This window comes from Flavobacterium marginilacus (genome assembly GCF_026870155.1).
GTDB classification, from domain to species: Bacteria; Bacteroidota; Bacteroidia; order Flavobacteriales; family Flavobacteriaceae; genus Flavobacterium; species Flavobacterium marginilacus.
Genome location: NZ_CP113975.1, coordinates 3,690,294 through 3,712,935, shown reverse-complemented (window position 1 = coordinate 3,712,935; position 22,642 = coordinate 3,690,294). Strand labels below are relative to the sequence as shown.

Sequence of the window (22,642 nt, the reverse complement as noted above, 5' to 3'; positions counted from 1 at the left end):
AATTGAGTAACTTATTTTTTCTCTTTTTCGCTAATCTGCAAAGAAACAATAACGCCGATTGCAAGTGCCAAAGCGATAAACCCAAGCGAAGCCCATTCTGGAATTTCTATATAATCATGCAGTAGCATCTTTAGTCCAACAAAACTTAAAATAGCGATCAGGCTGTATTCCAAATGGCTGAATTTTTCCAGCATATTGGCAAGGAAAAAGTATAGCGAACGCAATCCGAGTATGGCAAAAATGTTGGAACTAAAAACAAGAAAAGGATCAGCTGTAATGGCTAATATGGCAGGAACACTGTCTACTGCAAAAACAACATCCATTACTTCTATAATTATCAGTGCTACAAAAAGAGGGGTAGCAGCGTTTCCTTTTTTGGTTTTTATAAAAAAATGTTCTTTGTCCGTGTGAGTTGAAATCGGGATTATTTTTCCTAAAACTTTATAGATTATAGATTTTTTTGGGTCGAATTCTTCATTGTCATCTGAGCTGAAAAGCATTTTCATGGCTGTAAATAAAAGAAAAGCTCCAAAAACATAAGAGGTCCAGCTGAATTTTTGGATTAATAAAACTCCGAAAAAAATCATTATTCCCCTAAAAATAATTGCTCCTAATATACCCCAGAATAAAACACGGTGCTGGAGTTTTTTTTGGATTTTGAAGGAGGCAAAAATCAGTGCAATTACAAATATATTGTCTATGCTTAATGATAATTCAATCAGGTAGCCTGTTATGAATTTCATTGCTGCTACAGAAGGTTTTAAATGACTTTGGTTGACTACATAATCAGTTGAGTAAAGCCAATAGACAACTCCAGAAAAGAGCATTGATAAGGTAAACCAGATTGCTGTCCATTTGCTCGCTTCTTTTGTGCTTATTATATGCGGTGTTTTATTAAATACTCCTAAATCAAGGCCTAGAAATATAAAAATTAGAATGAGAAATAATATCCAAACGATCATAACGGCTTCTTTTAAATGTGTTCAGGTAAATTTGAACTTTATTGGTTTCTAAAGATACTGTAATTTGTTTAAATAAAAAAAGTGCCTTCGGTTAGAAAGGCACTTTTGTGATTAATTTGGTTATGATTACAACGCTGATTTTACAGTTTTGATAATTCTAGCCGCAATTTTGTATGGATCACCATTAGATGCTGGTCTTCTGTCTTCCAGCCATCCTTTCCATCCTTTTTGAACGGTCATTAAAGGAATACGGATAGAACATCCTCTGTCAGATACTCCATAAGAGAAATCGTGAATAGAAGCAGTTTCGTGTTTACCAGTCAAACGCTGATCGTTGTAAGCTCCGTATACAGCAATATGCTCAGCAGTTACAGGACGGAAAGCTTCACAGATTTTCTCGTAAGTAGCTTGATCTCCACATGTTCTCAATACTTCGTTAGAGAAGTTAGCGTGCATTCCAGAACCATTCCAGTCTGTATCACCTAGTGGTTTTGGGTGGTACTCAATATAGTAACCATATTTCTCAGTCAAACGGTCAAGTAAGTATCTAGCAACCCAGATTTCATCACCTGCTTTTTTAGCTCCTTTAGCAAACAATTGGAATTCCCATTGTCCACAAGCAACTTCTTGATTGATACCTTCAAAGTTGATTCCAGCAGCGATACATAAATCTGCATGCTCTTCAACTAATTTTCTTCCGTGTGTGTTTTTTCCGCCTACTGAACAGTAGTACATACCTTGTGGAGCTGGATAACCTCCTACAGGGAAACCTAAAGGTAATAAAGTTTTAGTGTCCATGATAAAGTATTCTTGTTCGAATCCAAACCAGAAATCATCATTGTCATCATCAATAGTAGCTCTACCGTTTGAAGGGTGAGGAGTACCGTCAGCATACATAACTTCAGACATTACTAAGTATCCATTGATACGTGTTGGATCTGGGTAGATTGCAACTGGTACTAACAAACAGTCAGATGAACCACCTTCAGCTTGTTTTGTAGAAGAACCGTCAAAAGACCAGTTTCCTAGTTCAGCAAGTGTTCCTTGGAAATTTTCGTGCTCTTCAACTTTAGTTTTACTTCTTAAATTTTGTGTTGGTTCGTATCCGTCTAACCAGATGTACTCTAATTTTATTTTAGCCATAATAATATAATTTATTTTTTTTGTTTTTTCAGATGCAAATATAAAATAATTTACTTATGTCATAAAATTGGGGGGTGCTTTTTATTTAGGTGTTTTAAATTTTTGATATTACTGCATTTTAGGAGGGGTATAATTGAAAAAATATAATTTTAGAGGGGTATAATGATTAAATTCGTAATGTGTATTTTTTGAATATTAAATTTTAATTAAGAATTTTATTACTCTCATTGAAAATTTGAGAAGTTCAGGTATTTTTTTTTGAATTATATCTAATCAAATTTATGTTCACATTTATTCGTGAATGCTTTGATTATTTGTTGAACATAAATAATTTATATTTGTATATGTTTATTCAAAGGATATTAATTTTTAAGATATAAGATATGTCATCAATTCGTTTTCAGGCTTTAAAAGAAGCTTCTAATAGAAAGCTGATTGATTTTCAGGAAACTGGAAGGAAATCAGAACTTTTTGGGTCTAATGTGTTTAATGATAAGGCAATGAAGCAGTTTTTGACTTCGGATGCTTTCAAAGCAGTGCAGGGAGCTGTTCAGTATGGGAATAAAATAGACAGAAAACTGGCTGACTATATTGCTATGGGAATGAAAGAATGGGCATTAGCCAAAGGAGTTACCCATTATACGCATTGGTTTCAGCCTCTTACAGGAACTACAGCAGAAAAGCATGATGCTTTTTTTGAAACTTCGTATGACGGAAGCGATCCATTAGAGAAATTTGGAGGTGCTCAGCTGGTACAGCAGGAACCAGATGCATCGAGTTTCCCGAACGGCGGTATCAGAAACACATTCGAGGCACGAGGTTATACTGCATGGGATCCAACTTCACCAGCTTTTATATTCGGTACAACTCTGTGTATTCCAACTATTTTTATTTCTTATACGGGCGAAGCTTTAGATAATAAAATCCCATTGTTAAGAGCTTTGTCAGTAATGGATGAGGCAGCAACTGAAGTGTGTAAATATTTCGACAAGAATGTTAAGAAAGTAACAGCTACACTAGGATGGGAGCAGGAATATTTTTTAATTGACAAATCATTAGCGAATTCACGTCCTGATCTTATTATGACTGGAAGGACTTTATTAGGTCATACTTCTGCCAAAGGACAGCAGCTTGATGATCATTATTTTGGATCTATTCCAACTCGTGCCCTAACATACATGAGAGATTTGGAACAAGAATGCATTTTATTGGGAATACCTGTCAAAACACGTCATAACGAAGTGGCACCAAACCAATTTGAATTTGCTCCTATTTTTGAAGAAGCAAATCTAGCGGTAGATCACAACTGTTTGTTGATGGATGTTATGCATAAAGTAGCAGAACGTCATGATTTTAAAGTGTTATTCCACGAAAAACCATTTAAAGGCGTTAACGGATCTGGAAAGCACAATAACTGGTCCTTATCAACTGATACTGGGGTTAACTTATTGAGTCCAAGTAAAACGCCAATGACTAATTTACAGTTTTTGACTTTCTTTATCAATACTATCAAAGCGGTAAATGATTATGAAGCTTTGTTAAGAGGTTCGATTGCCACTGCGAGCAACGATCATAGATTAGGAGCCAATGAAGCACCGCCGGCTATTATTTCCGTTTTTATTGGAGAGCAATTGACTAAAGTTTTAGCCGAATTAGAAGGAGTTTCAACTGGAAAATTATCTCCGGAAGAAAAAACAGATTTAAAGCTGAATGTTGTGGGTAAAATTCCAGATGTTCTTTTGGACAATACCGATAGAAACAGAACTTCACCATTTGCATTTACAGGTAATAAATTTGAGTTCAGAGCTGTAGGGTCATCTGCAAACTGTTCTAATGCAATGACAACACTAAATACGATTGTTGCTAAACAGCTTAAAGATTTTAAAAATGAAGTAGATGTTTTGATTGAGTCGAAAGACATGAAAAAAGATGACGCTATTTTTAATGTGCTTAGAGAATATATCAAACAGTCTAAAAAAATACTTTTTGAAGGAGACGGTTATAGTGATGCTTGGCAAAAAGAGGCTGCAAAAAGAGGACTGAGCAATTTTAAAACTACTCCGGAGGCCCTAAAAGCAAGAGCTTCTAAACAAGCTGTTAGCTTATTTGGAGAAATGGGTATTATGAATCATGTAGAATTAGAAGCCCGTTATGAAATTGAATTGGAAGAATACACCAAAAAAATTCAGATTGAAGGCAGGGTTTTAGGCGATATTTCTAAAAACCATGTAATTCCGACTGCTATCAAGTATCAGAATACTTTGATTGAAAATGTAAAAGGGCTGAAAGATATTTTTGGTTCTGAATTTGAGTCAATCGCAAAAGAACAGATTATTTTAATCAAAGAGATTTCTGGACATATCGAGGGAATTAATTCTAAAGTAGAAGAGATGACCGAAGAAAGAAAGAAAGCTAATAATCTGACTGATGCACAGGCAATGGCTGAAGCGTACTGTAACAATGTAAAACCTTATTTTGAAATTATCAGAAGCCACTGTGATAAATTAGAATTATTGGTTGACAATGAATTATGGACTTTGACTAAATACAGAGAATTACTTTTGACTAAGTAGTTTTTTTGCTGTTTATAAATTTAAAAAGGCTTTCGGAAGAAAGTCTTTTTTGTTTTCGGTTATTATCCAGCACCGAAATAAATGATACAAAAAAAGCATCCGTTTGCGGCGGATGCTTCTTGGTTAAAATTGGTTAATTATTATCTGGAAGAAATTACTTTTTGAGTACTGCTTCCTCTATTGGTGGTTAATTTTATGATATAAACTTCTTCCTGACCAGTGTATGGAATGTTTAATAAAACGGATTTATTCAAATAGCCATTAGTATCGTAGCTGGATGCAACTACAACTCCCATGGTATTGAATACTTCAATTTTTACATCGGTAACAAAATCAAAATTATAGCTTACAGTAAGCTGGTCTCTGAAAGGAACCGGAGCTGCTGTGAAAGAAGAAGTGTCACTTACTTTTGCAGTATCTGTTGAAAAAGTATTGATAAGACTTTCAACAGGAGCTGCACATTCAAGTGGTTCAACACCGTAGCCTACAAATATTCTGCATTCATCGAAAGCATTATTGATTAAATCAACAGCTGCGGTGATTTCGGACAATGTCAAGCCATTTGTGCTTCCGCCTCCCAATGCTTGATTTGCTAAGGCAAATAATCCTTGAACTGTTTTTGGAGAAATAGCATTAATGACTTTTGTCGGGATAGAATAATATTTGAACTCGTTGATTACTGGTGTGTATCCTCCAGGGGAACATTGTCTGGTTTTTGGAGCATCAGATCCACAGCCCCCTTCGGGTTCAGCAACAGCAAAAGTTCCTGTTTTTAATTCGAAATTACCAAGGTTTCCATTTATACCTATGTTAAGGCCTAAAGCAATAGTTTGTGCCAACAAAGAATTATTGATTTTGCCATTTTTTAAGTAATTAGGAGTTAATGAACTTATCTGAATATCACCAGTGAACAATACTTTGGCAGGGCCTCCTCCAGGCATAACTCTAATGATATCGTCTATATCATCAGGAGCAGTCATCCAAACAGAATGTCCGGCAGAACCAATGGTCATTGTTCCTCCATAGGAAGCTAAAGCTTTGGCAATTAAATTATAAGTACTGTATGGTTTTCCTTCGGCACATGACATGCCTCCTGGGTTACCATAGTATCCTTGTGTATAGGTGCATAATGCAGCACTGCAGGATTTAACATCGATATTGAACTGCTGTATTCTAGAACATCCTGATGCTAGAAGTACTTCTTTTATATAAATAGTGTAAGTACCAGGACCAGCGGTGAAATTTGTAATGTCACTGCCAGTTATCTGATCATTCATTGCTTGAGCATCTCTCCAGAAAGTTACGCTTTCTACAGAAGGATCTGGCAATGCTTCCTGAATTGCTGAAAGAAGACTTACAGGTAATGGAGAACAAATTTCTAGATTGTGTAATGTAAATGGTGTTGGTGTTAGAGTATTCAAAGTAACAGTTACATCATCTGTATCACTACAGCCAGAAGCAGTATGTGTTTTGGTAACAGTATAAGTAGTGGTTACACTTGGATTCACGCTTGGATTTGCATCAGTTGAAGTAAATCCTGCAGGAGAAGAAGTCCATGAATAAGTATATCCCTGCTGTGTAGCTTCACCGATTGAACCTCCGGAAGTATTAAACAGACAATTTTTGGTGAAATCAGATCCTGCATTGGCAGTAACATCCGGTTTGTTTACTGTAACAGTTACATCGTCAGTATCACTACAGCCAGAAGCGGTATGCGTTTTTGTAACGGTGTAAGTGGTAGTAACACTCGGATTCACGCTTGGATTTGCATCACTTGAAGTAAATCCTATAGGAGAAGAAGTCCATGAATAAGTATATCCCTGCTGAGCAGCTTCGCCAATAGTGCCCCCATTTGCATTCATGCTGCAGTTTTTGGTAAAGTCGGCTCCGGCTGCTGCTGTTACTTCTGGTTTATTCACGGTTACAACTACATCATCTGTATCACTACAGCCAGAAGCGGTATGTGTTTTGGTAACAGTATAAGTAGTGGTAACGCTTGGATTCACACTTGGATTTGCATCATTTGAAGTAAAACCAATTGGAGAAGAAGTCCATGAATAAGTGTATCCCTGCTGTGCAGCTTCACCGATTGAACCTCCTGATGTATTAACGAGACAGTTTATAGTGAAATCAGATCCTGCATTGGCAGTAACATCCGGTTTGTTTACAGTAACAATTACATCGTCAGTATCACTGCAGCCAGAAACGGTGTGAGTTTTTGTAACAGTGTAAGTGGTAGTAACACTCGGATTTACACTTGGATTCGCAGCATTTGAAGTAAAACCAGCTGGAGAGGAAGTCCAGGAATAGGTATAACCCTGCTGAGCAGCTTCGCCAATAGTGCCCCCATTTGAATTCACGTTACAGTTTTTTGTAAAGTCGGCTCCGGCTGCTGCTGTTACTTCTGGTTTATTTACGGTTACAACTACATCGTCAGTATCACTGCATCCTGAAGCAGTATGTGTTTTGGTAACAGTATAAGTAGTGGTTACACTTGGATTCACGCTTGGATTTGCATCAGTTGAAGTAAATCCTGCAGGAGAAGAAGTCCATGAATAAGTATATCCCTGCTGTGCAGCTTCACCGATTGAACCTCCGGAAGTATTAACCAGACAATTTTTGGTGAAATCAGATCCTGCATTGGCAGTAACATCCGGTTTGTTTACTGTAACAGTTACATCGTCAGTATCACTACAGCCAGAAGCGGTATGAGTTTTTGTAACGGTGTAAGTGGTAGTAACACTCGGATTTACAATTGGATTTGCAGCATTTGAAGTAAAACCAGCTGGAGAGGAAGTCCAGGAATAGGTATATCCCTGCTGAGCAGCTTCGCCAATTGAACCGCCTGATGTATTAATCAGACAATTTTTGGTAAAATCAGATCCGGCTGCTGCTGTTACTTCTGGTTTATTCACGGTTACAACTACATCATCTGTATCACTGCATCCTGAAGCGGTATGTGTTTTGGTAACAGTATAAGTAGTAGTTACACTTGGATTCACACTTGGATTTGCATCACTTGAAGTAAATCCTATAGGAGAAGAAGTCCATGAATAGGTATATCCCTGCTGAGCAGCTTCGCCAATTGAACCGCCTGATGTATTAACCAGACAATTTTTGGTAAAATCAGATCCTGCATTGGCAGTAACATCCGGTTTGTTTACAGTAACAGTTACATCGTCAGTATCACTACAGCCCGAAGCGGTGTGAGTTTTTGTAACGGTGTAAGTGGTAGTAACACTCGGATTTACACTTGGATTCGCCGCATTTGAAGTAAATCCTATAGGAGAAGAAGTCCAGGAATAGGTATATCCCTGCTGAGCAGCTTCGCCAATAGTGCCGCCATTTGCATTCATGTTACAGTTTTTGGTAAAGTCGGCTCCGGCTGCTGCTGTTACTTCTGGTTTATTCACGGTTACAATAACCGAATCAGTAGCACTGCATTCAGTACCCACTTTAGTTTTTGTAACAGTATAGGTTGTAGTTGCAGAAGGATTCGCAATTGGATTTGCAATATTTGGATCGCTTAGACCTGCTGTTGGTGACCAAGAATAGGTAAAACCAGCTTGGGGAGTTTCTCCAATTTGTTTACCGTCAGGATTTGTAATACAAGTTTTTGTAAAATCATCTCCTGCCACAGCTATTGGAATCAAATTCAAGTTTAACTGAATAGGAGCTCCAGGGAAATCTTTTAACTCAGACTGCGCAGAGTTTCCTGAAGATCTTGTTCTGATGAAGAGTGTGCTGATATTAAAACACGGATCGTTTGAATTTGTGTTTTTAAATACTTCTGTTAAATTGATAGCACCTTCAGCCCATTGATTAGGAGCATAACTTCCAGGATTTGTTCCGTAAGTATCAAAAGGGACTGTAGTTGTTACGTTGTTATTGGTGCAGAAGACGTTACCTGGAAATGTATTGTTAGGGACTACTACATATTCAAATCCGCCTCCAGCTTTTGCTTTCCAGACTCTAATTACAACAGTAGCATCGCCACCGCCCTGAGTAAACTCTATGGTGATTAATATGTCCCCCACAGTACGGCCGCCATCAAGACCCTGAGTAGTAAATCCGCCGCTGCCGCCAGTAATTGGCATAACACCTTTGGTAGGATCAAAATCTCCGAATGTGGCACCTGTAATGTTTAACGGTTTTTGCAGAAATTCGAAATCAATATAACTGCTTCCGTTTGTAACCTGACGGTCACCTGCAAAAATACACCACAAATCGGTAGCTTTACCAGCTCTGCTTGTACCGCTGACAAATGAGGTGCCATTAGTACTCTCTCCTCCAATTATTGCAGGATTACCAAAACTAAAATGAGCACCACAATTTTGAATCTCATTTTTATTAGGAGAGGTTCCTGCCCCCCAGGTATAGGTATTTGGATTGTCATTTATTTTGTTGGATGAAGTAAATATAGTTAAATCGTTAACATATCTATCTTGCAGAAAAAATGTCTGGGTTGGGTAAAGAAGGCTTCCGTCAAGTAAATTAAGAACTCCATGATTTGCTGGATCTGGAATAGGCGGAGGATTCGGTATGCCGTAATAAACTCTGTCAAACAAGTCTCCTACGTTTTCATAAATAGTACCGGTGGGTTCATGTGCCCATCCATCCCCATCGATAGCCTCACCAGATAAAGGAGTTGCTACTGGTACTACACCTTTAATGTTTTGTGCGTTAACCGTTGTATATCCGGTCAAGAGGATTCCCATAAAAGCCGCTGGTAAAGCTAGATTTTGAAGCCAGCTGGCAAATTGGGGTTTTTTATCTCGAATTAAAAAGCCCGTTGAGGTTAAATTCGAGAAGCCTGTTTTGAGTGAACAGGAAAAAGCGTACCAATATTCTTGAACACTTTTTATCTTAAAAGAGAAAATTTTTTTCATATTGATATAGTTTTTAAACCATAGTATCAATAGGAAAGATCAGCAGATGTTGGGTTTTCGGGAAACCAATGAATGTTGTTTCATATTGAAATAGTTATTAAATGAATTAAATAGACAGACATTTATAGATTACTGCTTTAAACAAGCAGTGATCCATACAGTCTTCATCAATAAATCTGAAATGCACGCAGGCATTAAAAAAGAAATTTTACTGCAGAACAATAATTAAATTCTTTTTCAGGCAAAATGTATAAAGCTGAAAAATCCGAACCCCAAAAGGCTCTAAAAAATTAATTGAAAAAATAGATTAAAAAACCAAAAGCCCATCTTTAGGGATAATGCAGCATTTGGCAAATGAGTAACTTCAAAAATACAGAAGTTCACAAAACGTATTCTTATAATAATTTTTTCGGGAATCCGTATAACTAGTGTGGATAACTCCTCAATCATCAAAAGATCTATTATTAAAGAACAGCAGCCAATTTGTTATTGTCCTTTTAACTATTATTCTGAATAGCTGAAAGCACCTTAAAAGTGACGATGTAAAATTAATTAAATTAAAAAAAGGATGATTGAAAAAGTTTTTTAAACCCGATGAAATCCTGATAATTACGATGAAATACTAGCTGTATAGGAATTGGAATACAGGGGACATAGTTCATGTTTGTTAAAAATAAAAAACACAAATTACTAATAATCAATTAAATACATGTTAATTATTTTGTGTTTTTAAAATAAAAAACACTTAAAATTATAAAGACTGCAGTGTTATGAAGTATTTTGAAAAAAAACCTCAGTCTTTTTAGTTAAAAACAGCTTTTTTGAGGGTAAATAAAAGGAGACGATTGGTATGGAAAAGTTTGTTAGAAATATCTTGTTTAAGTTTTTTTAAGATTAAAATTTGATTGGGATCAGACTTTAATTTTTGCCAAAGAATTATTTATTAAAGAAAAAAAACTTAACTTTATTGTACTTTTATTATGAAGACTCTGGATTTATATATTTGACCCCCAAATACTTAAATACTAATCGCCTTTAGCATCTCTTACTCTGTATCCTTAATCAGAATCAGTCTTCAATTAAATTATATTCAGATGAAAATTATACTGACAGGCGCGACAGGCGTATTGGGTTCTCAGGTTATGTATGAAATCCTCGAGTTGTTTATCAAAGAATCAATTGAGGGTAAACTTATCTTGATTTCCAGAGGAAAAAAAAGGAAAACTGCATTAGAGCGAATTAATGAATTGCTTTCCAGTGATTTTGCACCTAAAATTTTGAAAGATGCAGGTCTTGAAAAATTGGACACTTTTATTGAAATAGCAGATACTGATCTGGATGCTGTCGGAGAAAATTTTGGTGAGAGAATTAAAGGAGCTTACTTTATTCATTCAGCCGGGTATGTCAATTTATCAACAGATGAAGAACATCGTCAAAAGATTTTTGATGAAAATACAAAAATCACTAAATTTATTTTGAATAATTTCCATGATTCCATAAAAAAAATCATTTACATAGGGACTGCTTTTTCTTCAGGAGAGCGTTCTGGACTTGTTGAAAACGATTTTCATAATTTGGGTTTTATTCCCAAACACCGTAATGCATATGAAAATGCAAAATTTCATTCGGAAAATTTTGTAGCACAGCACTGTAAAGCATTGGGACTTCCTTTTCAAATTTTGCGTCCAAGTGTTATCTGCGGAAAAATGCTTGGTGACGAACATCGGTATTTCATCAGCAAATACATGGTTTTCTATCTCCTTGCCAAGTTCTTTTATTTTGCAGCACAAAGAAATTCTGAACAGGAAAATGTGCGTTTTATAATGAATAGAAATACAGGACTAAATATTATAGCAGTTGATTATGTCGCCAAAGTAATAGTATCTGTTTTTAGGAGAGATGATATCCAGCAGCTTAATATTGTAAATCATAAAAGTCTAAATTTAGTGAAAGGATTAGAACTGATTATGGCTGAAGTAGGTTATTCTAATTACACAATAGTTGAAAATACTCCCCACTTTGAATATCAGAACAATACCGAAAGATTATATTACGAGAGCATAGGAAAACATCTTAAACCTTATCTTGTTGCAAGTGCCAAAGAATACAATACAGTTTTATTAAATTCTATTCTTGAAATTCCAATTTTGGATGATGAAACATTTACCCAAATGATTCGATATGCTAAATTAAATGGTTTTAAAGATATTCATGTCTGACTTCTTACTAATAAATTTGAACAGCAGGATAAACCAATAAGTTTTATTGTAAATTTGAGGAATAAAATCCAAATTATGAAATTTCTTACTGCATTGTTATTCTGTCTTACAGCTTCTTGTGTTTTTGCCCAGGAACAGGTTTCCTTTTTTTTTGACAGTAATAAATTTGTATTAAAAAATACCGAATTATCAAAGTTAAATCAGTGGCTGTCTTCGAATAAAGAAGTTAAAATCGTGGGAGTTTATGGTTTTTGCGACGAAGAAGGAACTATTGGTTATAATGATACTCTGGCCAAAAAAAGAATCGATTATGTATTCAATACAATTAAAGGAAAAGTAAAAATCAGAGAGGATTTCAAAACAAGAAGTTTTGGAAAATTACATACTTTATCTCCCATTAAAGCAGAAAACAGAAAAGTTACCTTGTTTTATATATTGCCCAAAGATTTTGTAAATGAAGAAAAAATAATAGAGGAAAAGAAGGAAGGCATTGCAGAGAAGAAAAAACCAAGTATTAAATTCCCTGATACTTATGCTTATGAAAATCCTAACGGCACGGTTGTTACTATAAAAATCGATACTGTTTTTATGAAAAAAGTGAGTACTGCTAATGTAGGTGAAAAACTCAAGTTAGAAAACATGAACTTTTTTACAGACACTTTTGCAATAATGCCGCAATCGAGATCCGTAATGTATGAACTGCTGACGGTGATGAAAAATGTACCCGATTTGAAAATACAGATTCAAGGCCACATCTGCTGTGTTCAGAAAGATTTTAGAGATCTGAGCACTCAAAGGGCTAAAGCTATCTACAAGTTTCTTGAATTTAACGGAATTGAAAAAAGCAGAATGACTTTTGTAGGTTTCGCCAGCACAAAACCATTGTATCCCTTACCCGAAAAAAACGAAGCTGAGAGAGAAGCAAACCGCCGTGTCGAAATTGAAATCATCGCTAATTAGAGGGAAGGATCAAGATTAAAGACTGCTGCATTGATATTGCTGATTTTATAAAATTGATATTACTATTGATTTTTATTGCTATTGATTTTTATTGCTATTTAAATTGAATTTTGCCATTGATATTGTCATTGATATTGCTATTGTATAATTGTCACATTAAAATTATCTTTGCCCCTCATACACACAACTAGAAAATGAGTTCAGATACTTCAAAAAGATATGCGCAGCGCGGTGTTTCGGCATCCAAAGAAGATGTGCATAACGCGATTAAAAATATTGACAAAGGTTTATTCCCACAGGCATTTTGTAAAATCGTCCCAGATTATTTAACTCAGGATGAGGATTATTGTCTAATTATGCATGCTGATGGTGCGGGTACAAAATCCTCATTGGCCTATATGTACTGGAAAGAAACCGGAGATATTTCGGTTTGGAAAGGTATCGCTCAGGACGCATTAATCATGAATATTGACGATTTATTGTGTGTAGGTGCTACTGATAATATTCTGCTTTCTTCCACTATTGGCAGAAATAAAAATGTTATTCCTGCTGAAGTTTTATCAGCTATCATCAACGGAACCGAAGAATTAATAAAAGAACTGGATTCTTTTGGTGTAACCATCCATTCAACCGGCGGAGAAACTGCAGATGTTGGAGATTTAGTAAGAACCATTATCGTTGATTCTACTGTAACAGCAAGAATGAAACGTTCCAAAGTTATTGATAATGCTAATATAAAAGCGGGTGATGTTATTGTTGGACTGGCTTCTTTTGGTCAGGCAGCTTATGAGAAAAGCTATAATGGCGGAATGGGAAGTAACGGTTTGACTTCTGCACGCCATGATGTTTTTGGAAAGTATCTAGCAGCCAAATATCCGGAAAGCTACGATTCTGCAGTTCCAAGCGAACTTATTTATTCGGGTCAGGTTCGATTGACAGATGCTGTCGAAAATTCACCAATCGATGCTGGACAATTGGTACTTTCTCCAACTAGAACGTATGCACCAATTATCAAGAAAATTTTAGACAAATATACTTCAAAGGATGTTCACGGAATGGTGCACTGCAGCGGAGGAGCTCAGACAAAAATTTTACATTTTGTACAGAATCTGCATATCATAAAAGACAATTTATTTCCGGTTCCGCCTTTGTTTCAATTGATACAGGAACAGTCAAAAACCGATTGGAAAGAAATGTATCAAGTGTTCAACTGCGGTCACCGTATGGAAATTTATGTTCCCGAAGCTATTGCACAGGACATTATAGATATTTCAAAATCATTCAGTGTTGATGCTCAGATTGTCGGCAGAGTAGAAGCTTCTGATACTAAGAAATTAACAATTACAAGTGAATACGGGACTTTCGAATACTAAAGGGTTGTTTAATCGTTTATTCGTTTAAACGTTTAGCCAATCAGCGATTAAACAAATAAACAATTAAACGATTAAACTTTTTCTCAATATGTACGAACTACTTTTTTGGCAATATCAGGACGGAATCTATCTCAACCATCATTTGGTTTATGAAGCTTTGGCAGAACAGCAGGAAGTAGAAGGTCTTGAAATACTTCCGGTTCAGGTAATTCTGAATCGTATTAATTCGGTGTTTTCGAGCTGGGAAAAAGTAGATGAAAACAGCTGGAAAAATACCAAAGGCAAAGGTGCTTTTCAAGTTAAAACCACTCCGCAGAGCATACAGATTGATTGTTATGGAACCGAAGGCAAAACAATGAATCTACTGGCAGATACTTTGGAAGAATTCAAATGTCCGCTGTACGATCCGCAGGTTCCAGTGCGTTATGATGAAATGAATGAATAGTTTTTTCTAAAAAGAAGAAAATGTTAATATTATTATCAATATTGCTATTGTTTGTTCCTACAGTTTTTCAGTACAAAATTGGAAATAAATCATTACGTGAATCTATTGATATGAGTTTTTTGAGTATTTGTGTAATTAGCTTAATTATACAGTTTGTAATAACAATTGTAAGTTTTCTATTGTCTATATATTCAATAACCAGTGCCGGAAATAAGTGTGCAACAGGAGCAGTAGCTATTCCATTTTTTAGTTTTTTTATCACAATATTTATGTTGCTTGTAATGCTGTTGCAGTATTCAAGAAGAAAAAGATATAATAAAGAGCAGATTGAACAGAACGAATAGGATGTTTTTGTTTTGGAATTAATTCCAATTAAATTTAAATAAAAATCTGTCTAAATCGGTTTTATTCGTTTCATCTGTGTTGTGTCATTCAATATAATTTTAGGTATGTCAATAATTTCTATTTTCCCTCAAAATACAATTCTAGAAGACGATTTCGTTTTACTTAGGCCTTTAGAATTAACAGATGTTGATAATTTTTTGGATATTTCCCTCAATGAACCCGAAACATGGAAGTATTCATTAGTTCCTGCTAACGGAAAAGAAAACCTGATAAACTATATTCAAATAGCAATAAAAGCTAGAGAAAATAAAACCGAATTTCCTTTTACAGTTTTCGATAAGAAATCGGGTAAATATGCAGGAAGTACACGTTTTTATGATATTAATTTTCCTTTCAAAACAGTACAATTGGGTTATACCTGGTATGGAAAAGATTTTAGAGGAACAGGCCTTAACAAGCACTGCAAATTTCTTTTGCTGCAGTTTGCTTTTGAAACTCTTGGTATGGAACGTGTAGAATTTCGTGCCGACAACAATAATCAGCGAAGTATTGAAGCGATGAAAAGCATTGGGTGTAAAGTAGAAGGTGTACTGCGCAGTAATATGCCAACATATGAAAACGAAGTACGGCGTGACAGTATTATATTGAGTATTTTGAAAGATGAATGGTTTGGTGAGGTTAAAGAGAATCTGATTAAAAAGCTTTAGAATTTAATTTTATTGGTCTCAAATAGAGTTTAAAATTATACACTTTCAGTGCATCTCGCTTTAGCTTTTAAAAAAGTTTTTGCCACAGATTCACAGATTTTAATTCACATAATCTGTGAATTCTATCTAACTCTTTTTTTAAATCACTGATAAATAATTAGTTTCTATTTTGTATTTTTTTATCATTTTATTTATTTGTAAAATCTTTTTAGTCTTCATTTCTTGAATATATTCTTCTGTATTAACAGGACTATAATGCGTTCTTTTCACAATCATATTCCACATTATGATGGCAATTTTTCGAGCTGTTGCCGTGATTGCAGCCCCTCTTCCTTTTTTGTATGCAACTCTTTTAAAAAACAACATCAAATACCCCTCTTTTTTCCTGTCAATTGAATTGGCTGCATTTCTTAAGGTCAATGCAAATTTATTTTTGCCTTTAGGAGTTTTACTGCTCAATATTTTCCCTCCGCTAATTTTATTATTAGGAGCTAATCGAAGCCAGCTTACAAATTGTTTTGCTGTTTGAAATTTGTAAATATCAGTTCCTACTTCTGCCAAAAAACTTGCAACTGTTCCTTCGCTAATGCATTCGATAGCAAATAAATCTACACCAAATAATTTGCAGCAATGAGATTGAACATCCAGTTGTATTTCTTTTTTTCGACTTCTGTTCTTTTTTACCATTTCGATATTCTCAGGTAAGACAATTTCTTGTGTCTGCTGTTGTAAAACTTCATTTATCTTTAGGCTGTTTTTCTTTATTTTTTCTTGTATAAAAAGATAAATATCAAAACAATCCGATAATTCATGTAATAATTCAGGATTGATTTTTCCTTGTAAAGCATCCGCTATTTCCTCCTTGCTTTTCTTTACTGGTTTGTCGCAATTCTCAGCCAATTTTTCACCAGATGTTTCTCCAGACAAAATAGATTTGATGATTCGAATGCCTGAAACTCCTACAATATCGCTTATAGCAACATCTAATCGAAAATTCATTAAGCGTAATGCTTTTTGCATTTTGTTTACATATTTAACACTTTCTTCCACCAAACTTTCGCCATGTCGATGTAACGTTCGAATTTGCAAAGTACTTTCGCAAGGAAGGAAAGATCCTCTCAATAATCCTAATGAATGCAATTTCTGTATCCATTGAGCATCTTTTACATCGGTTTTTGCTTTCAAGTTTTTTGTTTGGGTTCCTTGAACCAAAATAACTTCAAATCCTTCACTTTGTAATAGCATGAATAAAGATTGCCAATAACTCCCAGTGGATTCCATGGCAATGGTTTTGATTTGATTCGTTTTAAGAAAAACAACTAATTCAGTTAGTCCCGATCGATAAACATTGAACTCTTTAATTTGATTGTCTTCTTGTCCAACTGCAACAAAATGAGATCGGGAACCAACATCAATTCCTGCCGCATTTGTATTTAAAACTTGCATTTTTTAAAATTTTCCATAAATCTGTTTTTTAAAAATGCGAGGAAATGTAATATCTTTGCTAAAATTATTCTATACGAGATAACAAAATGTTTCATCATTAATTGTCTCAAAGGGCCTCCTACCAGAGGCCTTTTTACATTTCTACCAAAATCTGTGAGGGGATAGATTCACCATTTTACAAATAGGCTTCACACGCTTACACAAGTTAGCAACTCTTTGTCAAAGTCACACCACTTTCTTGAAATCTGTGGCAAAATTTTACCATTTTTTGCAATCCAACCTTGCAGATTTCAGTCTGCCTAACTAAACCACTATGGTCTTTCAGTCTATAGTGGTTTAGATGATTTTGATTATAAATGATGGAAGAAAGGCACTTATATTTTTCTTTAGCCCTGATCGAAGCGGAAATCCTTTTATCTCGATTTTTTTCGAGATAAAAGATTGCAGTGCAGAGCAGGAACCATGTTGCCAAAAATGCCAAATGTTTCTGCTCCTAAAATTTTGAGTTGAGGTTTATGAATACTGCTTTTTCGGGAAACTGAAATGAAATGCACTTCCTTTTCCTTCCTCGCTTTCGACCCAGATCCGGCCTTTGTGTTTTTCGATAAACTCTTTGCATAAAATCAGTCCTAAACCAGTGCTTGGTTCGTTTTCGGTTCCAATTCGATTATTTTTGGTGTCAATTTTAAATAAGTCATCTATTAAATCTTGGTTCATTCCAATTCCCGTATCTTTAACTGTTATGGTAATATCTGCAGGGGTTTCTATGGCATGAATATCGATTGTGCCTTTTTTTGGCGTAAATTTTATTGCGTTCAAAACCGTATTCCGAATTATTGCCTGAAACATATTTTTATCTGCTAATACAGAGAGAGTATTTGGAATTTGGGTTTTGATGCTTATTTCTTTTTTTTCCGCAATGTCGTGTAATGTGAGAATACTGTCTAAAATTGTAGATTCTAATGGATATTCTTTTGGTTCAAATGGGACTAAGTTTTGTTCCATGCGGGTCCATTCCAGTAAATTTTCCAAGAGATTAAAAAGATTTTTTGCAGAGCTTCTCATATTTGTGGCTGCAAATTTTATTTCTTCATTGCTCATTTCATCGATATCTTCGGCCATTAATTCGGTTAAACCCAGAAAGCCATTGAAGGGGCCTCTTAAATCGTGTGCCACAATAGAGTAAAATTTATCTTTCTGTAAATTGATATTTGAAATTAAAGTGTTTTTTTCTTTCAGCAATTCGTTGTTGCTTCTTTTTGAAATATATAAGAATAAAAACAGTCCCAATAATGTAGCCACAGCGGCAGCTACTGCAATTAAAAAATATACTTTTCGGGAGTCACTGTATATTCTAAGTGTCTGGATTTCTATCTGTTTGTCTTTTAAATCAATTTCCCTTTGAAAGTCAAGATTAGCCATTTTTTTTTCGCTTTCTTCAGAAAATATGGAGTCTTTGATTTTGGCGTATTGCTCAAAAAAGTTTGATGATTTTTTAAAATTTCCCTTGTCTTTATTTCCTTCGGCCAAATAATAATAGGTGTCTTGAATATCTTTTAAAGAGTTGTATTTTATGAATTTTTTTAAAACATCCTCAAGCAGGCTAATGGATTTGTTAAGATAAATCTTTTTGTCGTTTGAGTACTTATTATCTTTGGACATTAAATAATAAGCACGGCCAAGCTCGTAATGATTATAGGTATTATACAAATTTGAATTGTCATTATAAGCACTTATAGACTTATTAAGCATTTCAATTCCTTTTTCATAATTTTTGATGTTGATGTAGCAAATGCCAATATTGGTGAGATTTATTCCAATTCCAGTGACCGCTTCGTTTTTTTTGTTAATTATTAATGCTTTATAAAAGTATATTAATGCTTTTTTGTATTCGTTTTTTTGCAGATATACATCCCCTATATTATTTAAAAGCAGCGAAATATTTCTTTCTTTTTTTGTCTGATAGCTTAATTTTAAAGCTTTGTTGTAAAAAATAAGACCTTGTTTGTAATTCTTAAGATCTATATAAATTAACCCTATATTGTTGTATAAAGCAGTGATTGTTTTAAGATCATTAGTCTTTTCGCTGATTTGAAGAGCATTATAGAAACTTTCTAAAGCATGAGGATAGTCCGATTTTATTTCATAAGAAATGCCTAAATTGGTGTAAGCCAAAACAATCTGTTCGTTATTGTTTGTTTTTTTTGCATAAAACAGCCCCAGTTTTGCATATCGGATTGCATTATCAGTCCCAATATATTCTGAGTATGAGGACATTTTTATTAATAAAACTGTCTTTTGAGAATCTTTTTTTGCCTTTTTTAATTCTGTTTTTAATGAATCAATAATTTTATTGTCATCATTACGTGCGTGAATACGGTTGCTGCAAAAAGTTAAAAAAAGTAATAAAAAAAAGATGCTCTTTTGAAACATTAATAAATGATTTTTTTTCAAAAATACATTAAATTATCTAATACGCTGTGGAAAAGAAAAATAAAAAGAATAACCTTTTATACAGCCTGCAGTCCGCACAAATTATGGTTTTATTTTTTTATGAATTTTCTGTCTTTGCCATGATTTTAAATATGTTTTTTGTTTTGGGTTAAAATACTATTGACATAAAAATAGATACCTTTGCAGAGAAAGTAATAAAAGTATAAACATGAAAATAAATCTTAAAAACGGAATTGATAAGCTCATTTTTGGAATGAAACAAAATGATGTTACTGCCATTTACGGCAAGCCTGATAAAAATTATAAGGATGAAGATGATAACGTTATTTTTGTTTACAATGATCTGAAAATCCGAATGACTTTTTATAAAGATGAGGAGATGAAACTGGGATATTTAGTAGCTTCCAGTTCAAATTTAGAATTATTTGGAAATAAAATAATTAATCGAAAAATTACTGATGTAAAAAAAGATCTGGCTCAAAAAGGAATTACCAAATTTACTCAGGAAGAGTTTGATACTTTTGAAAATTATTTTAATGAAGAGAACTGGATAATTTTTCAAACCGAATTTGAAGAGGTAGTTAAATTCGAGATTGGAGCGATCATCAATGCTAAAGATGAATTTGAGTGGAAGTTTAAAAAGTAATATTTAGATTGCTTTAAAAAAATAAAAGCCACGATAGTTATATGTTATCGTGGCTTTTTTATGTTTTAAAATTGGATTATTGCTGTTTTTCAAACATTTCCAATTCGAAAATTAAATTAGCATTTGGCGGAATTACCCCGCCGGCACCTCTTTCGCCATAAGCTAAGTTAGACGGTATAAATACAATTATTTTTTCGCCATAAGACATAGTTCCAATTCCTTCTAAAAATCCTGGGATTAAGCCGTCTTTTTTTCCAGCTTCAAAAGGAAATGATCTGTAGCCGTTTTGAGCGGCTCTGTTAGCATCAAATTTTCCATACTCTTTACTTACCTCTTCGTAGCTGCTGTCAAAAAGTGTTCCGTCTTCAAAATAACCAGCATAGTGGAAGTAAAAAGTAGAACCATCAGCAGGTTTAATACCGTTTCCTTTTTTTATTACGCTGTAAGCTAATCCAGATGGAGTAGTAGTCGCTTTGGCTTTTTCAGCAGTAAAATAAGCTAGTTTTGCTTTGATAACTGGGGCATATTTTTCTAAGTAAGCTCTTTTTGCCACTGCTTCTAGTTCAGCTTGCTTTTTTCTGTTCTCAGCATCTATTGCGGCTTGCTTTTTTTGATCTTCAGCTTTGTTGTTAAAGTAATCAGAGAATACTTTTACAGCATCAAATTTTTTGGCATCTTCACCTTTTCGGGTAATAGTAACTTTTGTAATAACATCATTTTGCACAATAGAATTGACTATAGGCATTCCTTGTGTTACCTGTCCATAAATAGTATGTTTTCCTGTTAGCCAAGGTGTGTCTTTATGAGTAATGAAAAATTGGCTTCCATTCGTTGCAGGGCCAGAATTTGCCATTGCCAATATTCCGGCTTTATCAAATTTTGAATCATTGAATTCATCTTTGAAATTATATCCAGGACCTCCGGAACCATTACCTTCTGGATCTCCACCCTGAATCATGAAATCGTTTATTACCCTATGAAATTTTAAACCGTCAAAGAAAGGTTTACCTTTTAATTTTTCAATAGTTACAAATGGATTTTTTCCTTCGGCAAGGCTTATAAAGTTTGCTACAGTAACAGGTGTTTTTTTGTACAACAATTGAACTGTGATATTTCCTTTGTTGGTGGCTATAGTTGCAAAAATACCATCAGCTGCAGCAGGTTTAGTAACATCCACAGATTTTGAAGCAGTGTTTAGAGGTTTTTTTGATGCAGTTTTTTTTGGAGTATTTTGTGCGTTTAGATTGATTATCACTAAAAAGAGTAATAATGTCAATGCGGTTTTAGATTTCATTTTTAAAAATTTTATAAGGTTCATTTAATTGTTGATCTTCGTAAAAAGTAGTTAGTTAGGCATTTTATCCATTAATTCTAGTTCAAAAATGATATTGGTGTTAGGCGGAATTACATCTCCAGCTCCAGCTTCACCGTAGCCAAGATGAGACGGAATAAAAATAACTGCTTTATCTCCAATCGCCATTTTTTCGATTCCTTCTATGAAACCAGGAATTAAACCGTCTTTTCTTCCAATTTGAAATGGAATTGGAATATATTGTTTTGCAGCAGCTCTTGCTGGATCAAATTTTCCAAAAGTTTTGGAAACATCTTCAAGGCTGGAATCAAACAAAGTACCGTTTTCTAAAAATCCGGCATAATGGATATAAACGATAGATCCTTTGGCTGGCTTTTTACCATTGCCTTTTTTAGTAATTACATATTGAAGACCGGTAGCGGTTTTAGATGACTTACTTTTTAAAGCTGTGAATTGAGCCGATTTTTGATCACAAACGGTTTTATATTTGATTTCGTATTCTTTTTTTGCTACTGCTTCAGCCGCTACTTTTTGTTTTTGGATTTCAGATTCTACTTTGAAATAATCGTAAAAAGTTTTTTTGGCATCAAACTTTTTGGCATCTTCACCATTTCTGATAATTGTTACACTTTTTATAAAGTCATCTTGTTCTATTTTGTTCACCACTTCGAGATTATAACCTACAACATGTCCAAAAATAGTATGTTTTCCGTCCAGCCAAGGAGTTTCTAAATGAGTAATGAAAAACTGGCTGCTGTTTGTGCCAGGACCATTATTTGCCATTGCCAAAATTCCTCCTTTATCAAACCTCATATCCGAAAATTCATCTTTGAATTTATAACCTGTATCTCCAGATCCCGTTCCCAGCGGATCTCCGGTCTGAATCATAAAATCTTTAATAACTCTATGGAATTTTAATCCATTAAAAAAAGGTTTTCCTTTTAGGGTGTCATTTATAATAAATTCATTTTCTCCCTCGGCTAATGTTATAAAATTTGCAACAGTTACAGGTGCTTTTTTATAATCTAATTCAAGTAAGATGTTCCCTTTGTTAGTTTCAATTTCGGCGTATAAGCCATCAGGCAGATTATTGTGCTCTTTGTTACAGGAAATTAAAGCTGTGATAAGAAGCAGTACAAATAAAATATTTTTTTTCATTCTGAATTCT

At 34.4% G+C, this 22,642-nt stretch carries 15 protein-coding genes; 8 read left to right on the top strand and 7 right to left on the bottom strand.

Features of this window, described 5'->3' with window-relative positions:
- Positions 1-11: 11 nt before the first annotated feature.
- Together OZP07_RS15270 and OZP07_RS15265 are read right to left on the bottom strand one after the other, a co-directional pair.
- Complete coding sequence (locus OZP07_RS15270; RefSeq protein ID WP_281635774.1) at positions 12-962, bottom strand: TerC family protein; 951 nt, start codon at positions 960-962, stop codon at positions 12-14.
- A gap of 126 nt (positions 963-1,088) precedes the next feature.
- A complete protein-coding gene (locus OZP07_RS15265; RefSeq protein ID WP_194644045.1) occupies positions 1,089-2,105 on the bottom strand; it encodes a glutamine synthetase beta-grasp domain-containing protein in 1,017 nt (338 codons plus the stop codon).
- Between the two features lie 383 nt (positions 2,106-2,488).
- Between OZP07_RS15265 and OZP07_RS15260 the strand changes: the two genes are divergently transcribed.
- Positions 2,489-4,678 (top strand): glutamine synthetase III family protein, encoded by a 2,190-nt coding sequence (locus OZP07_RS15260; protein WP_194644047.1) that lies wholly within the window; start codon positions 2,489-2,491, stop codon positions 4,676-4,678.
- 140 nt (positions 4,679-4,818) lie between these two features.
- Here the strand turns inward: OZP07_RS15260 and OZP07_RS15255 are convergent, their stop codons facing one another.
- Entirely contained in the window at positions 4,819-9,567 is a 4,749-nt protein-coding gene (locus OZP07_RS15255) for a T9SS type A sorting domain-containing protein (RefSeq protein WP_281635773.1), read from the bottom strand.
- Positions 9,568-10,661: 1,094 nt separating this feature from the next.
- Between OZP07_RS15255 and OZP07_RS15250 the strand changes: the two genes are divergently transcribed.
- The 6 genes from OZP07_RS15250 to OZP07_RS15225 all read left to right on the top strand — a co-directional run bounded on the left by OZP07_RS15250 (position 10,662) and on the right by OZP07_RS15225 (position 15,616).
- Positions 10,662-11,786, top strand: coding sequence for an SDR family oxidoreductase (locus OZP07_RS15250; RefSeq protein ID WP_281635772.1), 1,125 nt, complete (start codon positions 10,662-10,664; stop codon positions 11,784-11,786).
- A 75-nt stretch (positions 11,787-11,861) separates the two neighbouring features.
- Positions 11,862-12,746, top strand: coding sequence for an OmpA family protein (locus OZP07_RS15245; protein WP_281635771.1), 885 nt, complete (start codon positions 11,862-11,864; stop codon positions 12,744-12,746).
- Positions 12,747-12,940: 194 nt separating this feature from the next.
- Positions 12,941-14,119 carry an AIR synthase related protein gene (locus tag OZP07_RS15240; protein ID WP_281635770.1) on the top strand — a complete coding sequence of 393 codons (1,179 nt, stop codon included), beginning with the start codon at positions 12,941-12,943 and terminating at the stop codon, positions 14,117-14,119.
- An 88-nt stretch (positions 14,120-14,207) separates the two neighbouring features.
- Positions 14,208-14,564 (top strand): hypothetical protein, encoded by a 357-nt coding sequence (locus OZP07_RS15235; protein ID WP_194639620.1) that lies wholly within the window; start codon positions 14,208-14,210, stop codon positions 14,562-14,564.
- Between the two features lie 20 nt (positions 14,565-14,584).
- The gene (locus OZP07_RS15230) at positions 14,585-14,908 is read left to right on the top strand and encodes a hypothetical protein (RefSeq protein ID WP_281635769.1); all 324 of its coding nucleotides are present in this window, start codon (positions 14,585-14,587) and stop codon (positions 14,906-14,908) included.
- 105 nt (positions 14,909-15,013) lie between these two features.
- A complete protein-coding gene (locus OZP07_RS15225) occupies positions 15,014-15,616 on the top strand; it encodes a GNAT family N-acetyltransferase (RefSeq protein ID WP_281635768.1) in 603 nt (200 codons plus the stop codon).
- 138 nt (positions 15,617-15,754) lie between these two features.
- Here the strand turns inward: OZP07_RS15225 and OZP07_RS15220 are convergent, their stop codons facing one another.
- Together OZP07_RS15220 and OZP07_RS15215 are read right to left on the bottom strand one after the other, a co-directional pair.
- The gene (locus tag OZP07_RS15220; RefSeq protein ID WP_281635767.1) at positions 15,755-17,062 is read right to left on the bottom strand and encodes an IS110 family RNA-guided transposase; all 1,308 of its coding nucleotides are present in this window, start codon (positions 17,060-17,062) and stop codon (positions 15,755-15,757) included.
- Between the two features lie 513 nt (positions 17,063-17,575).
- On the bottom strand, positions 17,576-19,339 hold the full coding sequence (locus OZP07_RS15215) for an ATP-binding protein (RefSeq protein WP_281635766.1): 1,764 nt from the start codon (positions 19,337-19,339) through the stop codon (positions 17,576-17,578).
- A gap of 385 nt (positions 19,340-19,724) precedes the next feature.
- Here OZP07_RS15215 and OZP07_RS15210 point away from each other — a divergent pair, with 385 nt between their 5' ends.
- The gene (locus OZP07_RS15210; protein ID WP_194639612.1) at positions 19,725-20,162 is read left to right on the top strand and encodes a hypothetical protein; all 438 of its coding nucleotides are present in this window, start codon (positions 19,725-19,727) and stop codon (positions 20,160-20,162) included.
- Between the two features lie 76 nt (positions 20,163-20,238).
- Here OZP07_RS15210 and OZP07_RS15205 read toward each other — a convergent pair whose 3' ends face one another.
- Entirely contained in the window at positions 20,239-21,456 is a 1,218-nt protein-coding gene (locus tag OZP07_RS15205) for a peptidylprolyl isomerase (RefSeq protein ID WP_281635765.1), read from the bottom strand.
- 51 nt (positions 21,457-21,507) lie between these two features.
- The gene (locus OZP07_RS15200; protein ID WP_281635764.1) at positions 21,508-22,632 is read right to left on the bottom strand and encodes a peptidylprolyl isomerase; all 1,125 of its coding nucleotides are present in this window, start codon (positions 22,630-22,632) and stop codon (positions 21,508-21,510) included.
- Between the last annotated feature and the right edge of the window lie 10 nt (positions 22,633-22,642).

Bases quoted from the DNA above. Each gene is read 5' to 3' on its own strand.
- OZP07_RS15225 (WP_281635768.1), top strand. From the start codon at position 15,014: ATGTCAATAATTTCTATTTTCCCTCAAAATACAATTCTAGAAGACGAT.
- OZP07_RS15270 (WP_281635774.1), bottom strand. From the start codon at position 962: ATGATCGTTTGGATATTATTTCTCATTCTAATTTTTATATTTCTAGGC.
- OZP07_RS15200 (WP_281635764.1), bottom strand. From the start codon at position 22,632: ATGAAAAAAAATATTTTATTTGTACTGCTTCTTATCACAGCTTTAATT.
- OZP07_RS15215 (WP_281635766.1), bottom strand. From the start codon at position 19,339: ATGTCCTCATACTCAGAATATATTGGGACTGATAATGCAATCCGATAT.
- OZP07_RS15250 (WP_281635772.1), top strand. From the start codon at position 10,662: ATGAAAATTATACTGACAGGCGCGACAGGCGTATTGGGTTCTCAGGTT.
- OZP07_RS15220 (WP_281635767.1), bottom strand. From the start codon at position 17,062: ATGCAAGTTTTAAATACAAATGCGGCAGGAATTGATGTTGGTTCCCGA.
- OZP07_RS15205 (WP_281635765.1), bottom strand. From the start codon at position 21,456: ATGAAATCTAAAACCGCATTGACATTATTACTCTTTTTAGTGATAATC.
- OZP07_RS15260 (WP_194644047.1), top strand. From the start codon at position 2,489: ATGTCATCAATTCGTTTTCAGGCTTTAAAAGAAGCTTCTAATAGAAAG.
- OZP07_RS15235 (WP_194639620.1), top strand. From the start codon at position 14,208: ATGTACGAACTACTTTTTTGGCAATATCAGGACGGAATCTATCTCAAC.
- OZP07_RS15245 (WP_281635771.1), top strand. From the start codon at position 11,862: ATGAAATTTCTTACTGCATTGTTATTCTGTCTTACAGCTTCTTGTGTT.
- OZP07_RS15265 (WP_194644045.1), bottom strand. From the start codon at position 2,105: ATGGCTAAAATAAAATTAGAGTACATCTGGTTAGACGGATACGAACCA.
- OZP07_RS15210 (WP_194639612.1), top strand. From the start codon at position 19,725: ATGAAAATAAATCTTAAAAACGGAATTGATAAGCTCATTTTTGGAATG.
- OZP07_RS15230 (WP_281635769.1), top strand. From the start codon at position 14,585: ATGTTAATATTATTATCAATATTGCTATTGTTTGTTCCTACAGTTTTT.
- OZP07_RS15240 (WP_281635770.1), top strand. From the start codon at position 12,941: ATGAGTTCAGATACTTCAAAAAGATATGCGCAGCGCGGTGTTTCGGCA.
- OZP07_RS15255 (WP_281635773.1), bottom strand. From the start codon at position 9,567: ATGAAAAAAATTTTCTCTTTTAAGATAAAAAGTGTTCAAGAATATTGG.